Here is a 15,519-nt window from a genome sequence, read left to right as displayed (position 1 = left end):
CTAAAACCATCTACTGCCGCCGAAAATTATTAAGTAATTGGGGGCTTTTTATGTCTCTACAGTAAATTTGGAACAAAGTCTATTTTGCTAAGGAGCCAAAATAGCGTTAAATGGGCGGGGTAATAAATATAAAAAAAATAAGGAATGCGTGGTACTTTTAATTCGATTTGGGTGGCAAGTACTATAAGAGGTAAACTAACCAGAGCCCAATGATTACCATTTAGATTATCGATTAAAAAATAAGAAAAAAGACAGGCTATCAAGGCTAAGATAGAAGGATTTCTACAATAAAACCAGCAACTTATACAAAATATTATTCCTGACCAGTTGTATTCAACAAAGGCGCCACCAATAAGAAACACGAATAGGGCAGCGGGGAGGTTGAGCTTCCCCCCTTTTTCATATAAAAAAAATATTACAGCTGCTATAAAAAGCATGAACATAATGTTGAGTGGCCATAAATGTTGCAGTTGTCGCATGGCCATGTAAGCAGGTGTTGCTAATACGCCAAAAAGAAAGAGTCGCTTGAATACTCGCTGGTAAATGCCGCGAGCTAAAGTTTCTTTGCGAGCGAGGTTGTAAGCAAAAATAAATGCAAATAAGGGCATTGCTAATCTACCGAAGCAGAAGAGCGAGTACACACTGGTATTAAAAAAAAAGCGATTAAAATGATCGACGGTCATGGAGATCATTGCTAACCACTTTAATCCTTCCAGTGTTCCACTGCTGATAATAATGGGAGAAAGGCTGTTAAATTTTTCAAATTTTGCAGTATGGTCCAACCTAAATCCCCTTAAGCCTATCTTTAATAAAGAAATTCTAACAGTACCTGCTTTTTAATAACAAAACAATTTTGTCATGTAATATGGCCTATCTTATTGGACTGTATAACTACTGAGGTCAGGGTTAACTATCTACAAAATAGGTGGATAACTCTGTGTATTATCTGATGATTGCTGGGGGAGTAATATTAAAGATTAATAATAGCTATATCTTGGCAGGAGAAATTTCACTACAATAAGATTTTAACAAAATTAGACCACCTATGTTTAAGCCACTGGCGTTATTTATTGGATTACGCTACACGCGAGCCAAAAAGCGAAATCATTTTGTCTCTTTTATCTCATTAAGCTCCATGCTGGGAATTGGTCTTGGCGTTATGGTATTAATTACTGTGCTCTCAGTAATGAATGGTTTTGACGAGGAAATTCATAAACGTTTTTTTGGTATGGCACCAGAAATTACAGTTAGCGGAAAAAATGGCAAAATCAGTGATTGGAAAAAACTTGAACAAGAGCTTAAAACCACACCAGGGATAAAAGCGATTGCACCTTTTGTAGGCGGACAAGGTTTATTAACACGTGAAGGGCAGGTACTGCCTATCGTCTTAACTGGTGTCGATCCAATACAAGAACAAACAGTGACGCATCTGAAAGAAAAAATGTTGGCTGGTGATTTAGCTGATCTTAAGGATTTCGGCATCATCCTGGGGCGGAATCTTGCAGATAGTTTGGGAGTATTTATCGGAGATAAAGTAACTATCATGATTCCTCAGGCAACGGTTACACCTGCTGGCATGATTCCTCGATTTAAACGATTCACGGTAGTGGGGGTTTTTTCGGCTGGTACTGGTTTTAATTTTGATACGAAGCTCGCGTTTATTAATCTTGGAGATGCTCAAAAATTAATGCAGTTAGGAAGTGATGTGACTGGTCTTAAGATGAAAATAGCAAATATTTATGCAGCACCAGCTATGTCGGAGCGGTTAGCAGCCAAATTGGGTGAGGAATATGATGTTGGAAATTGGACCCAACAATTTGGTGCTTTTTTCCAAGCTGTAAAAATGGAAAAAACAATGATGTTCCTTATTTTATTATTAATTATTGCAGTTGCTGCTTTTAATCTGGTTTCTTCATTAGTGATGGTTGTCAACGATAAGCAGGCAGAGATCGCCATTTTAAGGACAATAGGGGCAACACCCGCAAAAATTCTCTGGATATTTATAGTTCAGGGAATGATGGTTGGTATTATCGGGACGTTATTTGGTCTTATTGGTGGCTTGTTGTTAGCCTCAAACGCGACAGCCATTGTCAATAAGTTGCAGTCTCTTTTTAACGTGCAAATTCTGTCATCCAATATTTATTTTGTGGATTATTTGCCTTCAAAAATTTTATGCAGTGATTTATGGCAAGTTTGTGCCGTGGCTTTATTAATGAGTTTTCTTGCAACGATATACCCAGCATGGCGTGCGTCAAAAACCGTCATTGCGGAGGCTTTACACTATGAATAATGCAATTTTAAATTGTCAAAATCTTAATAAGTCCTATCATGATGGCACTAATTCGGTGAAGGTGCTAAAAGGCATTAATTTAGACATTCAACCTGGTGAGCGTATTGCTATTGTGGGACCTTCGGGCTCAGGCAAGAGTACACTATTGCATTTATTAGGTGGTTTAGATAAACCGACTGTGGGTGAGGTATTAATAGACAACACCAATTGGCAACATCTCTCGGAAAAAAAACGCTGCCAATTACGTAATCGGCAATTAGGTTTTGTTTATCAATTTCATCATTTATTGCCTGAATTTACTGCTTTAGAAAATGTATCCATGCCTCTTCTGCTAGGAGACAAATCAATTGCAGAAGCGCAAACCCTGGCAGAAAATATTCTAACGCAAGTGGGACTCGCTAATCGATTGCATCATAAACCTTCACAATTGTCTGGTGGTGAGAGACAACGGGTAGCCATTGCCCGAGCATTAGTGCATCAGCCTCGATGCGTTTTAGCCGATGAACCTACAGGTAATTTAGATCACGCTACTGCATTAAAAGTGTTTGAGCTTATGTTGAGTTTAAATGAGAGTTTACAAACCGCATTAGTGATTGTTACGCATGATATCCAATTAGCCAGCAAAATGGATAAAATTTTAACTATTCAAGATGGCTTGCTATCAAATTAACATTTCACGGCGCTTGATATTAGCATGTTTATTAAGGTGAAGTTTGTGATTTTTGCATATTTATAGATCCTCTACTATTCTTAAAGTCCGACCATTATGATGATGTTGTGGTCGATTCCTATAGTTTTTCAAAAATAAGGAGATATCATGAATAGGGATATTTTTGAAGGTAAATGGGAAGAAACCAAAGGCAAAATGAAAAAATTTTGGGGCTGGTTGACTGACGATGATTTAAGAGAATTACAAGGTAACCAAGAGGAAATATTTGGTAAGCTACAAAAACACTACGGCTATTCAAGAGAACAAGCAGAAAAAGCCGTTAAAGATTTCCGTCGTCAATTTTGGCATTAAAATTAGAGGATTCTGATCTAACTAGATCAGAATCCATTTTTAAGATTTATTAAATTTTTTGTCGTATTCTTCAATTGCGCCTTTCGCTTTCTCGATATCCTCTTGAGTTTGAGTTTTAACCGAGGACCAAAAAGTACCCGTTGTTTTGGATTTTTCTAGATGGTAAATGATGGGAGCCAGTAACAGGCAGCTTAAGGCAGTTAAAAAGTTATAAAATTTTTCCTTGATGCCGCGATGTTTGTCAATTCCTTTGTTTGATGCTTCATCATAAGCCTTTGTATATTCTTCTTGGTGCTCCTTGCTGATACTACCTGCCTTAAATACTCTCTGGGTAATCTCTAATAATTTCTCGCTAAGCTTAATGGCTGCTTCGCCTGCAACAAGATCTTTATTGCTTATACGATAACCATCCAGTTCAATGGCATAAATGCTACTCAAAACGTGACACTGATCCTCAGAAACGACAAGAGCACTATTTTCCCTAAACATTCCTATAGCAGCAGCGATGACAACAGCATCCGTTGCGTCGCTCTTATTATCACTCTGGTTCATTTTATCCAGTAATTCATCTAAAAGATTGAGTTTTGCTTCAGAGATAGCCATGTTTTTAAATGTTTCATTCATTAATTTTGTAAGCGTATCTCCCATCGCATCGCCGCCAGCGTCTGCAAGAGGATCTTTTTTAACTTTTTCTTGGAGTTCGGCTTCAGCAAATCGATAGAAGGCAGAGCCGGCTGTAATCAAATTATTTTGATTACCTGAAGAAGGGTTATTCAAATAAGCTAAAAAGGCTCGTCGAAAATTTACTAATTCTTTTTCCACGATTTTCTCCGGTGTTACATTTACTCTAAGTATACATAAAATACATTAACTGGTTATTAGTTGATCGATGTGTTTGTAAGGTGATCCTGCGCGGTCCATAAAATATGCTCAAGATGGCTCCTGGCGAGCAAAAACTGTTCAACAACTTGTGTGAATGGCATAATTTTTCAATTTTTTGGCAATATGTATTGTCTGCCAGAGATCCCTCCCGACGCTCGGGATGACAAGGGAATTCTCATACTGAAGGCTCTTAGTGATGTGAAGGGTCTCGGTGATACTGGGAGGGTCTCGGTGGTTTCATTGCAGCCTATATTACGTCATCCCGAGCGTAGCGAGGGATCTCCTCGCATTGGCACAATCTTTAAAATAGTGGTAAATACAAATGCTATCTAATTTGTTAACTTAATCACAAAACAAGGCAAGGTTCTCTCTCCGTAAATTGTTCTGTACAAAGCGTATGCATAGAGATCTGTGCTTTAAGAAAATCCCACTGCAATTTGTTCAAAATTGACGGATAACAGCAAAAACTATCTCAATATAAAAAATGAAAGCTTTATTTCTTTTAGATTAAAAAAATAGTAGCCTGTTTCTTCTGTAATTATGTTTTGTAAAACAGTTACCGTTTAAATTAGACAAATAAATTTTGATTAGGTGAGGGAAGTATGGATGCAAAACCAGTAATCAATAAATGGATTAGGAAGGTTCAAGATCAAGAGAAAGAAGCTATACAGCGGAGTTTGCAGGAAGGAAAGGGAAAAGCCGCTTTAGTTTTTTTTAGAACCCGGCATAATCCAGGGCATTCTCTGTTAAGTAGCGCTGCCCCTTCAGAGGAAGGGGAAGCGTCCGATTTGACAATGTAACTTAATAATCTGCATGTCCTGGCGTGCGTGGGAATGGAATTACATCACGCACGTTATTAATTCCTGTTACATAACTTATTAATCGTTCGAAACCCAGGCCAAAACCGGCATGCGGAACGGTACCATAGCGACGTAAATCTCTATACCACTGATAATATTCCCGATTTAAGTTACATTCATCAATTCGTTTGTCTAAAACCTCTAATCGCTCTTCGCGCTGACTTCCACCAATGATTTCACCGATCCCCGGTGCTAATACATCCATAGCAGCCACCGTACGGCCATCATCATTTAATCGCATATAAAAGCCTTTAATGTCTTTGGGGTAATCCGTAAGAATAACTGGTTTTTTACAAAGATCTTCAGCGAGATAACGCTCATGCTCTGACTGTAGGTCAAGGCCCCAACTCACAGGATATTCAAACTTTCTCTCTGCTTTTTCAAGAGCAGAGATAGCATCTGTGTAAGACATAATTTCAAAATTTGAATTAACAATATGTTCCAGACGCTCAATGCAGCCAGGCGATACAAATTGGTTGAAGAAGTTCATATCATCGTCACGTTCTTCAAGTACTGTTTGACAAAGGAAACGTAGCATTTGCTGACTAAGTTCACAAATATCACTCAAGGTAGCAAAGGCAATTTCAGGTTCTATCATCCAAAATTCTGCTAGATGCCTACTTGTATTGGAGTTTTCCGCTCTAAAAGTAGGTCCAAAAGTATAAACTTTAGACATTGCTAAACAATAAGCTTCAACGTTTAATTGGCCTGATACAGTTAGAAATGCTTCACGACCAAAGAAATCCTTAGAGAAATCAATGTCACCTTGAGACGTTTTAGGTAAATTTAAAAGATCGAGCGTACTGACTCGAAACATCTCACCGGCTCCCTCACAATCACTGGCGGTAATAATCGGTGTGTGGATCCAAAAATAACCGCGTTCATGAAAGAATCGATGGATCGCTTGCGCCAAGCAATGGCGAATACGCGTAACAGCGCTAATGGTATTGGTGCGTGGCCGTAAATGAGCTACTTCTCTTAAAAACTCGAGTGTATGACGCTTGGCCTGGATAGGGTAGGTATCAGGATTTTCCACCCAACCAGCAACTTCGATGGTCTCTGCTTGAATTTCAAAGGATTGTCCTTTCCCTTGAGAGGCAACTAGTTGGCCAGTAGCTGTAATGGCACAACCTGCAGTCAATTTTAAAATGTCCTGATGATAATTTTCTATTTTGTCAGTTGCCACAATTTGAATAGGATCAAAGCATGAGCCGTCATGCAGGCTAATGAATGATAGCCCCGCTTTTGAATCTCTTCTTGTTTTGACCCATCCTCTAACAGTAACAATGGTACCTACACTGATTTCGCCATCTAAACATTGTTTTATTGTATAGACCTCTGTCATTATGTACTCCAGAAACGAATATTGCCCTTTAGCCTGTAATAAGAGTCTGCTTGCCGTATCTCAATCAGATGAGAGGAACAGGCAAAAATAAAATGGGATGATACACTAAATAACGTGAGTTCGACACAGGTTACCTTCGTGCCGTTACACAAACATTATTTTTCAATGTTTAATATTTATATGGGAATAAGCGAAGGGTATTCAAGTTCGAATTAATATTATAGTCATTAAATGAGGAGTTTGTATGTTGCGGGCAGTTACCCTTGTTGTGATGTTGCTTGGATCTTACAGCACTATAGCTCGTGATACAGAGCTTAAGCTTTATCGTCCCTTTGGGGAAGCAACGCAGCAGGCTCCTATCATTGTGCAAAAGGAAATTTCAGGGCAATGTTGGCAACAATCTCAGCGAATCAAACGAGAAGATGCCTGGCGCTGCATTGCTGATGGTAAAGTATATGACCCTTGCTTTGTTAAACAATATGGTTCACGGACAGAAGCTATTTGTCCGCACTCTCCCTGGATGGGGGCTAGTATAAAAATTAATTTGACATCAGCAGTTGATAATAGTCTTAATATCGAATTAAACATGGCTGAAGCTTATCCTTGGGCTGTCGAGTTAACAACAGGGGAAAAGTGTCAAGCTGTTGATGAAGGTGGGAGCTATGATGGTATGCCTATACACTATCAGTGCGATAGTCAGACTGTCTTATTAGGACATATGCAACGTTGTAAACCTGAGTGGAGTATTTTGCAACGGACGCCAGAGGGTGTCTCCACGGCATTAGTTGCTAAGGCTTGGTTTTAATTATTTTGAATGCCACATACTATAATATAAATATATGAAGACAAGTTTTAAGGAGCAAACTATGTTTTCAGCTTTTTTTCATTCCTATTTATTTGCGCAAATTTTAGGTTTTTATTTGTTAATAATCGCCATTATTATGCTGGCACGCGTTAATTTCTATCGTCGATTTCTTATGAATTTATCGGCTGACTATGGAACCATCGTCATTGCTTCTTCCTTTGCATTGGTTGTTGGTTTACTCATAGTGTGTACTCATAATTTCTGGATTCTTATCCCGCATGTATTAATTGTCACTCTTGTTGGTTGGTTAATCTTAATATTGGCCATTCTTTGGCTTGCAATTCCAGATACGATGGCTTATTACAACAAAAAATTATATTCAGGATGGGGGTATTACGTCATTGTTGCAATTTTTGCCGTCCTGGGGATTATCCTCGTCTCTACAGGACTCTACACATTTGATCCGGACTTTAAATTTTAATAAGTAATTAGATAATTCCAGAAAGCATGAGGATGCTTTCTGGAGTTTTAATTTATTCCTGTGGGACTGCGTCTTTAAAGGGGCTGAGAGTAAGACAATAGTCATTAATTTCATTGATAATTGGATAATCTGTCATAGAAAAGCCAAAGCGATTCGCATTGAACACTTGTGGAATGAGGCAAATATCAGCCATGGTAATCTCATTACCATAACAGAATTGATTTTTATGCGGCAATGCCTGCAGTTTCTTTTCTAAAGCATCAAATCCCAGTTTCAGCCAATGATGATACCAATCCATAACCTGAGGTTCTGTTGCTTTAAACTGATCTCTTAAACGGGTTAAAACACGCAAATTGTTGAGGGGATGCATGTCACAAGCAATAGTAAATGCCATACTCCTGACTTGAGCACGACCAAGTGGATTAGTAGGCAATAAGGGAGGACTAGGGCTGATTTCATCCAAATACTCAATAATAGCCAGTGATTGAGAGAGGATATGACCATTTTCATCGAGTGTTGGTACTAAACCTTGCGGATTGAGTTCTAAATACTCGGTTCGATGTTGCTCTCCATCGTGGCCAGCCAAACGTACAGCAATTTTTTCATAACTAATGTTTTTTACATTAAGAGCTATACGCACCCGGTAGGATGCGGTTGAACGATAATAATCATAGAGTTTCACTTTGCACCCTCATAATGAGTTACAGTTTGTTCGATAGCACCAAATAAAGATTGTCCCTGAGGAGAAAGCATTTCAATGCGAATAGTATCTCCATAAGTCATATAGGCAGTTTTGGGCTTACCTTCCGCAAGGATTTCAAGCATGCGTTTTTCTGCTATACAAGAAGAGCCTTTGCTGCGATCGAGATTGGAAACAGTGCCTGAACCAATGATGGTTCCTGCTGCTAAAAATCTGGTTTTTGCAGCATGGGCAATCAACTCGGGGAAGGAAAAGGTCATGTCAATTCCGGCATTAGGCTCACCGAAAAGTTGATTATTAAGATAACTGAGTAACGGTAAATGAACTCGTTGTCCATCCCAATGTGATCCTAACTCGTCAGGGGTAATTGCAACAGGTGAAAAACTGCTTGCTGGTTTTGACTGAAAAAAGCCAAACCCTTTCGCAATTTCTGCGGGGATTAAATTACGTAGTGAAACATCATTGACTAGCAGGATGAGTTTTATATGCTGTGCTGCTTGTTTACTATCCACGCTCATTGGCACATCATCAGTAATTACTGCAACCTCAGCCTCAAAATCCACACCATAAGCCTCATCGGCAACTAAAATGGGTTCTTTGGGGCCTAAAAAATTATCTGAACCTCCTTGATACATCAAAGGATCTGTCCAAAAATCGGCAGGCATCTCTGCACCACGTGCTTTGCGTACTAGTTCTACATGATTCACATAGGCGCTGCCATCTGCCCATTGAAAAGCGCGAGGTAAGGGGGAGGTGAATTCCTCTGCATTAAACAAGAAACTCTCTTTAATTTGTCCTTCATTAAGAGCAAGGTAAACTTCTTTCAATTTGTCTTCAACATCATGCCAGTGGTCTAAGGCATCCTGTAACGTGTTAGCTATATGAGGTACTTTGACTGCCCTGGAAAGCTCTTGATTAACTACACAGAGTTCACCATCACGGCAAGTCGCTGATTTCATGCTCGCAAGTTTCATACACTTCCCTTAAATCGAATTAATTATAAGTTTTCCCACTCTGTCTTCATAACGCAGCGAAGGATCCACTTAGGATCCTTCAAAAAGAAGTTTTCAGAATAACAGGACAGCTTTACTGCCAGACGAAATATGAAAGCTCTCCATACTCCGGAAGTTAATGGGTCTCTTGTAAAGTGCCACGCTTAATTTGATCTCGTTCAATGGCTTCAAATAATGCCTGGAAATTGCCTTCTCCAAAACCTTGATTACCTCGACGCTGGATAATTTCAAAAAATACTGGGCCAAATATATTTTCAGTAAAAATTTGTAGAAGTAATCCAGAGCTTGGATCCTGTTCACCATCAATGAGAATGCGTTCTTGTTGTAGTTTTGCAAGAGGTTCTTTGTGCCATGGAACGCGCTTATCAATCATTTCATAATAAGTGTCAGGGACATCCAGAAATTTGACACCATGGTTTCTTAAACTATGTACAGTATGATAAATATCCTCAGAATTGAGTGCGATATGTTGGATGCCTTCACCGTGATACTCATGTAAAAACTCTTCAATTTGCGACACATCATCTTTGGATTCATTTAATGGGATTTTAATTTTTCCACAAGGGCTTGATAGCGCTCTACTGATGAGACCAGTCATTTGACCTTTAATATTGAAGAATCTAATTTCATGGAAATTAAAAATAGACTCATAAAAATGGGCCCATTTATCCATGTTACCACGATACACGTTGTGAGTGAGGTGATCAATAAATGTTAATCCACAACCTTTTTCCAGATTAGATGTTGCGGGTTTGCGTTCCCAATGACCAGCAAAGGGCTGATGATTTTCATCAACAAAATAAATTACGCTACCACCTATTGCTTGGATAGCATATAAACCATGATTAGCATGTTGGCAGTCTTGAAATGCAACCGCTCCATGTTTAAGGGCATAATTATAGGCTTGTTGTGCATCCTTGACTCGAAAACCCATTGCGCAAGCCCCGGCGCCATGGGTAGACGCGTGTTGTTCAGCTTGACAATCTGAGGCAGCATTAACAATAAACTGAATGGCACCTTGTTGATAAAGAGCAATATCTTGATCTTTATGAGTCGCTACAAGATGAAAGCCCATATCACTAAATTGCTTGTGTAAAAGAGATTTGTTTGGGCCTGAGAACTCTAAAAATGCAAAACCATCCAATCCACAGGGATTACCTTCCAGATGGTGTGTACAGTTTTCATGCATGTGTAAACTCCCTTATTGTCTTTTAATGTTTATTGCAGCAATTTGTTGCCAATTGCTGAGTCCAAATTAAGCGCGAGGTCTGATTAGAAAAAGTCCATCAGCGATAGCTAATAAACTTACATCAACGCGTGTATCTTGTTTTAATACTTCATTTAAGCGTCGAATTTCTCGAGTTTGTCCACTCGTGTCTTGCTCATTTATTACGTTACCATCCCAAAAGATATTATCTATGGCGATAATTCCTTGAGGTTTTAATAATTGCAAAGCAAACTCATAATAATTCAAATAATTCGTTTTATCAGCATCAATAAAAATGAAATCAAAACTGTGTGCATGCCCTTCATTCAATAAATTTTGTAAAGAATTTAATGCAGGTGCAAGGCGTAGTTCTATTTTCTTTTCTTGTTGAGCCTCTCGCCAAAAAGGGTGCGCTTTTGATGTCCACTCTGAATTAATATCGCAGGTAATTATTTGTCCCTCTTCAGGTAAGGCCAACGCCATTGCCAAAGCGCTATACCCAGTAAATGTACCGAGCTCAAGTATTTTTTTTGCATTAATCACACGAATTAGAAATTGCATAAATTGCGCTTGTTCTGGAGCAACCTGCATATTTCCAAGAGGTAACTTTGATGTTTCTTCGCGTAATGCCCGCAGAATAGGGTTTTCGCGTAAAGAAATATCCAACATATAGTCATATAGTGCTGGTGTCAGATTCAAATGCTGTTTCATCATACCGCCTATGTTTTGTTTGTAACCCTTGGAATAAAATCCAAAGGTTATTGATTTAATTACTTAAGCCAATTTTTCTTGGGCTAGCGTATCAGCAATTTCACTTGCTGGACGATTTTCTTTCTGAGAGCGGGTAAAAATTTCAAACATGGATGTACCTATACCATCTATTTGTTTATTAACCAACTCTTCGGGTGTATCGAAATATTTACTTGCAGCAAATATCAAGCCGCCGGCATTAATCACGTAGTCGGCTGCATATAGAATGCCTTTTTCATGCAATAACTCTCCGTGATAAGTATGGGCTAATTGATTGTTGGCTGCTCCCGCCACGATGGTTGTTTGCAATTGACTAATGGTAATGTCATTGATGACTGCACCTAAAGCACAGGGTGCAAAAACATCACAGGGTATTTTATGAATGAGATCAGTTGAAACAGCAGTTGCATCAAATTCTTTAACTGCTCGCTCAACGGCTTTAGGATTAATGTCAGCGACAGTTAATTTTGCACCAAGAGCATGTAAGTGCATTGCTAATAAATAACCCACATGGCCTAAACCCTGAATGGCAACATGAAGGCCATCAAGTTTGGTTTTGCCTAATTTAAATTCAATAGCGGCTTGAATACCTCGCAAGACACCCTTTGCAGTATAAGGAGAGGGGTCGCCGTTATGTTTAGACAGGCTTGCAACGTAAGGAGTGTGCTGGGCAATAATGTCCATATCACTCAACTGGGTACCGCTGTCTAATGCAGTGATATATCGACCGCCTAAATCGTTAACAAAACGGCCAAACGCATGGAGATAAGCCTCACGATCATAAGGTTTATTGGGTTTTATAATCACCGCTTTACCGCCACCGAGAGGCAGGTTGACAGAGGCTGCCTTGTAACTCATGCCTCTTGCCAGACGCATGGCATCATTGATAGCACTTGCAGTATTGGGATATTCAATAAAACGACATCCTCCTAACGCAGGTCCAAGTTTTGTACTATGAATGGCAACAATTGCTTTCATACCGGTCGCACTATCAACCTTGAAATGCAAATCACCAAAGCCGTGAGAAAGAGCATAATCAAGAAAATCATCTTGAATTACGGTGCTGGGTTCATTTTTTTTTATTATATCAATAGACATCATCGGTAAAGCTCCCAAGAAATTCTCGTGCACATGTTATAGACCCATTCAACGAGTAAATCAATGGCGATAACAACCCTCATTTATAGTCTATATCTTTTTTGTTTATTATTAGTAAAAATTGTGCCTTTGAAGCTCTTTTTTTTTATCTTTTATGTATTTTTTCTTACACAAATACCAAAAGCAGTTTCCTAGAATCTGTTTAAACAAATTGGAAGCATGAATGGCATGGTGTAAACTGATTCGAAAAATATTGGAGGAAGGGATGAGAAAACTAGCTGCAGTGCTTGGATTAGCGATGTGTAGTTCGTTATCAATGGCTGTTCAGCCCAAGATGTTACTTGATAAAGTAATATTTCAGATTTCAGCAAAAAAATGGGTTGCTACACAAACTGCATTACTTACAGTTAATATCAATGCGACATTGACGAATGCTGATCTGGTAAAAGCTCGGGCTGACATTATGAGCATGCTTGCAAAAATTGCAGCAGGTGAGTGGCATTTGACGCAGTTTGATCGCTCTCAGGATAATTCTGGTTTAGAAAAATTATACGTGGCTGCTCAAGCGAGAGTCCCTCAAGCGAGCTTAACCAATATTTATCAGAATGCCAAAGATGTCAGTAAACCTGGCGCCACTTACACAATTAATGGAGTTGAGTTTAAACCCAGTCTTGAAGAAATACAGCAAATCAAATTGCAGCTTCGTCAACAACTGTATCAACAAGTTAACGACGAAATTGCAAGATTGAATAAAATTTATACCGGCCAAAACTATAGCCTAAACACATTAATATTTAATGAAGGTGATGCAGTTCCCATCCAACCTCAACTTTATCGAGCAAAAAGTACCATGATGGTAAATGCTGAGGTTGCTGCAAGTCCTGCTCCAGCTTTGACAGTGAGTAATGAATTAACGATGACGGCCATGGTTGAATTGGCTTCAAACCGAGAAGAGAGTAGTCCTAATGCAACAGCTGCAAGCCATTGATAAAATAATAGGTCACCGGGGAGCCTCCGCTTACGCACCAGAAAATACTTTGGCAGCGTTTGATAAAGCGCTGGCTTTAGGGTGTCGTTACCTCGAGTTTGATGTAATGGTTAGTGCTGATGGTGAACCTTTTGTTTTCCATGATGAAACGTTAAAGCGCACAACGAATGGTCAAGGTGAAATAGGGTTAGTGACTGCTGACTATTTAAAGTCGCTAGATGCAGGGCGTTGGTTTTCACGGCGTTATCGTGGCGAAAAAATACCTCACTTCCGTGAAGCCTTGGAGTGGTTAACATTTTCCAATGCCCAAGCGAATATTGAAATTAAACCTTATCCGGGAACAACGGAACAAACCACGGTCGCTGTACTTTCGCATATTAATCGCTATTGGCCACCAAATAAGCCGCTGCCTTTAGTGTCAAGTTTTGATTTGGCGGCATTAACTTTATGCCGCAGTCTTGCCCCGGAGATGCCTTTAGGATTATTACTTGATCAGTGGGATAAGGACTGGTTGCAAAAAGCCAAAGAACTACAGTGTTATTCTGTCCATTACAATAAACGTGCACTTACGGCTGCACGAGTGCGTGAAGTAAAGGAACAAGGTTATGCCCTGTTGGTTTATACTGTAAATCGTAAACGACAAGCAAAGAAACTTTTTGAATGGGGTGTGGACGCTGTATTCAGTGATTATCCTGATCTATTATCATGAAGTTGTTATTAAGCCTTATTTTTCTTTTATTTATACCTAGACTAGAAGCCAAATCAGTTGAGATTACAATGTGGTATTCTCTTGCTGGTCATTTAGGAAGTGAGATAAGGCAGTTAGTTGCTGACTTTAATCATAGTCAAGATGAATACTTTATTAAACTTGCTTATAAAGGAGAATACAGCGAAGCAATGACCAGCTTTGCTGCTGCTTTTCGTGCTAAACAACCGCCTGCAATCGTACAAATTTTTGAAGTTGGTACGACGACCATGCTCTATCCCAAAGGCATTATTAAACCAGTTGATGAGGTAATGGAAGAACAGGGGTTAGTGCTTCCCAAAAAGAGTTTTCTTCCGGCTGTAAGATCCTTCTACAGTGACAATGAGCGTTTGTTGGCGATGCCCTTTAACACGTCTATTCCTGTAATCTATTACAATGCAGATGCTTTGGCAAAAGTAGGTTATAGTGAGCATTCATTTCCGCAAACCTGGCAGGAAATGGAGGGTTTGGCTTATAAATTACAACAAGCTGGCTTTTCTTGTGTTTACACTACTGCTTATCCAGCATGGATACAAATTGAAGCATTCTCAGCCATTCATGGTTTGCCCATGATTGATGCCAAGCTTGCAGCGGCTACTTATAACAATCAAGCAATTATCAGGCATCTTTCTCGTTTAAAAAGTTGGCAGGATAAGCATTATTTTGAATATGGAGGGCGGGCGAGTGATGCGACCGTTCTGTTTACCAGTGGTCATTGTCCTTTATTTAGTCAATCGTCAGGAAGTTATAATAGCTTATCAGAATTAGTTAAGTTTAAATTAGGTGTGGCACTACTACCTTTAGATTCAACCGCGAGTGTAATCCGTCATAATAATGTTGCTGGAGGAGCTGCTCTTTGGGCTGTGGCAGGGCAGAGTGAGGCTGTATATCGAGGGATTGCCAAGTTTTTCGCTTATCTTGCACAACCTGATACGCAATTAAAATGGCATCAGCATACGGGTTATTTGCCTTTGGGGCTGACAGGCGTGTACGGAACACTAGCTATAGAAAGTAAACATCCAATTCTCCAACTGGCGAAATCAGATTTAACCAGACAGACTTTAGGACGACACCATACAGGGCCGCAAAATTTGATAAGAGCTATTAATGATGAAGCCTTGGAAGCAATATTTGCTGGCATGCTGACACCTAAACAAGCTATTAATGAAGCTGTTGAGCGCGCAAATTATACCTTAATGCGATTTAATCGTAATACAAAATCTACCAACTAAAAATTCTTGTGATTTAGTCTGTTGTCCTGAAACGGCATAGCTAGTTGAAGAATTTCCTGATTCAAATGAGTTAAGTTATTTCCTTGATTTTAATGAACAAAA

General features: G+C 39.3%; 17 protein-coding genes. 9 read left to right on the top strand and 8 right to left on the bottom strand.

Annotated features, from left to right (window positions below; translation table 11 throughout):
• Positions 1-56 precede the first annotated feature (56 nt).
• Positions 57-782 carry a TraX family protein gene (locus tag PXX05_RS08700; RefSeq protein ID WP_275087837.1) on the bottom strand — a complete coding sequence of 242 codons (726 nt, stop codon included), beginning with the start codon at positions 780-782 and terminating at the stop codon, positions 57-59.
• Positions 783-1,045: 263 nt separating this feature from the next.
• On the opposite strand from PXX05_RS08700, the gene PXX05_RS08695 reads away from it, so the two are divergent.
• The 3 genes from PXX05_RS08695 to PXX05_RS08685 all read left to right on the top strand — a co-directional run bounded on the left by PXX05_RS08695 (position 1,046) and on the right by PXX05_RS08685 (position 3,311).
• Positions 1,046-2,290 carry a lipoprotein-releasing ABC transporter permease subunit gene (locus PXX05_RS08695; RefSeq protein WP_275087836.1) on the top strand — a complete coding sequence of 415 codons (1,245 nt, stop codon included), beginning with the start codon at positions 1,046-1,048 and terminating at the stop codon, positions 2,288-2,290.
• Positions 2,283-2,960 (top strand): lipoprotein-releasing ABC transporter ATP-binding protein LolD, encoded by a 678-nt coding sequence (gene lolD, locus PXX05_RS08690; protein ID WP_275087835.1) that lies wholly within the window; start codon positions 2,283-2,285, stop codon positions 2,958-2,960. The genes PXX05_RS08695 and lolD overlap by 8 nt, the downstream gene beginning before the upstream one ends.
• A 147-nt stretch (positions 2,961-3,107) precedes the next feature.
• Positions 3,108-3,311 carry a CsbD family protein gene (locus PXX05_RS08685; RefSeq protein ID WP_275087834.1) on the top strand — a complete coding sequence of 68 codons (204 nt, stop codon included), beginning with the start codon at positions 3,108-3,110 and terminating at the stop codon, positions 3,309-3,311.
• Positions 3,312-3,350: 39 nt separating this feature from the next.
• Here the strand turns inward: PXX05_RS08685 and PXX05_RS08680 are convergent, their stop codons facing one another.
• Positions 3,351-4,133, bottom strand: coding sequence for a hypothetical protein (locus tag PXX05_RS08680; RefSeq protein ID WP_275087833.1), 783 nt, complete (start codon positions 4,131-4,133; stop codon positions 3,351-3,353).
• A gap of 662 nt (positions 4,134-4,795) precedes the next feature.
• Between PXX05_RS08680 and PXX05_RS08675 the strand changes: the two genes are divergently transcribed.
• Entirely contained in the window at positions 4,796-4,993 is a 198-nt protein-coding gene (locus PXX05_RS08675; RefSeq protein WP_275087832.1) for a hypothetical protein, read from the top strand.
• Position 4,994: 1 nt separating this feature from the next.
• Here the strand turns inward: PXX05_RS08675 and asnS are convergent, their stop codons facing one another.
• Complete coding sequence (asnS, locus tag PXX05_RS08670) at positions 4,995-6,398, bottom strand: asparagine--tRNA ligase (RefSeq protein WP_275087831.1); 1,404 nt, start codon at positions 6,396-6,398, stop codon at positions 4,995-4,997.
• A 244-nt stretch (positions 6,399-6,642) separates the two neighbouring features.
• Here asnS and PXX05_RS08665 point away from each other — a divergent pair, with 244 nt between their 5' ends.
• Together PXX05_RS08665 and PXX05_RS08660 are read left to right on the top strand one after the other, a co-directional pair.
• The gene (locus PXX05_RS08665; RefSeq protein ID WP_275087830.1) at positions 6,643-7,203 is read left to right on the top strand and encodes a hypothetical protein; all 561 of its coding nucleotides are present in this window, start codon (positions 6,643-6,645) and stop codon (positions 7,201-7,203) included.
• Positions 7,204-7,264: 61 nt separating this feature from the next.
• Positions 7,265-7,684 (top strand): hypothetical protein, encoded by a 420-nt coding sequence (locus PXX05_RS08660; protein ID WP_275087829.1) that lies wholly within the window; start codon positions 7,265-7,267, stop codon positions 7,682-7,684.
• Positions 7,685-7,736: 52 nt separating this feature from the next.
• On the opposite strand, the gene maiA is transcribed toward PXX05_RS08660, so the two are convergent.
• The 5 genes from maiA to PXX05_RS08635 form a co-directional block, all read right to left on the bottom strand.
• On the bottom strand, positions 7,737-8,366 hold the full coding sequence (gene maiA, locus PXX05_RS08655) for a maleylacetoacetate isomerase (RefSeq protein WP_275087828.1): 630 nt from the start codon (positions 8,364-8,366) through the stop codon (positions 7,737-7,739).
• A complete protein-coding gene (locus PXX05_RS08650) occupies positions 8,363-9,358 on the bottom strand; it encodes a fumarylacetoacetate hydrolase family protein (RefSeq protein WP_275087827.1) in 996 nt (331 codons plus the stop codon). The genes maiA and PXX05_RS08650 overlap by 4 nt, the downstream gene beginning before the upstream one ends.
• 154 nt (positions 9,359-9,512) lie before the next feature.
• The gene (gene hppD / locus PXX05_RS08645; protein WP_275087826.1) at positions 9,513-10,586 is read right to left on the bottom strand and encodes a 4-hydroxyphenylpyruvate dioxygenase; all 1,074 of its coding nucleotides are present in this window, start codon (positions 10,584-10,586) and stop codon (positions 9,513-9,515) included.
• Between the two features lie 66 nt (positions 10,587-10,652).
• Positions 10,653-11,315, bottom strand: coding sequence for a class I SAM-dependent methyltransferase (locus tag PXX05_RS08640; RefSeq protein WP_275090488.1), 663 nt, complete (start codon positions 11,313-11,315; stop codon positions 10,653-10,655).
• A 63-nt stretch (positions 11,316-11,378) separates the two neighbouring features.
• Positions 11,379-12,455: a Leu/Phe/Val dehydrogenase gene (locus PXX05_RS08635; RefSeq protein WP_275087825.1), complete on the bottom strand. Its 1,077-nt coding sequence runs from the start codon at positions 12,453-12,455 to the stop codon at positions 11,379-11,381.
• Positions 12,456-12,717: 262 nt separating this feature from the next.
• Here PXX05_RS08635 and PXX05_RS08630 point away from each other — a divergent pair, with 262 nt between their 5' ends.
• Genes PXX05_RS08630 through PXX05_RS08620 form a run of 3 tightly spaced genes read left to right on the top strand, consistent with a single transcriptional unit; the run spans position 12,718 to position 15,417 of the window.
• Positions 12,718-13,440: a hypothetical protein gene (locus tag PXX05_RS08630; protein ID WP_275087824.1), complete on the top strand. Its 723-nt coding sequence runs from the start codon at positions 12,718-12,720 to the stop codon at positions 13,438-13,440.
• The gene (gene ugpQ / locus PXX05_RS08625; RefSeq protein ID WP_275087823.1) at positions 13,418-14,149 is read left to right on the top strand and encodes a glycerophosphodiester phosphodiesterase; all 732 of its coding nucleotides are present in this window, start codon (positions 13,418-13,420) and stop codon (positions 14,147-14,149) included. The genes PXX05_RS08630 and ugpQ overlap by 23 nt, the downstream gene beginning before the upstream one ends.
• Positions 14,146-15,417 (top strand): extracellular solute-binding protein, encoded by a 1,272-nt coding sequence (locus PXX05_RS08620; protein ID WP_275087822.1) that lies wholly within the window; start codon positions 14,146-14,148, stop codon positions 15,415-15,417. The genes ugpQ and PXX05_RS08620 overlap by 4 nt, the downstream gene beginning before the upstream one ends.
• Positions 15,418-15,519 lie beyond the last annotated feature (102 nt).

Source organism: Legionella cardiaca, assembly GCF_029026145.1.
Lineage (GTDB): Bacteria > Pseudomonadota > Gammaproteobacteria > Legionellales > Legionellaceae > Tatlockia > Tatlockia cardiaca.
This window is presented reverse-complemented; position numbering and strand designations above follow the sequence as displayed.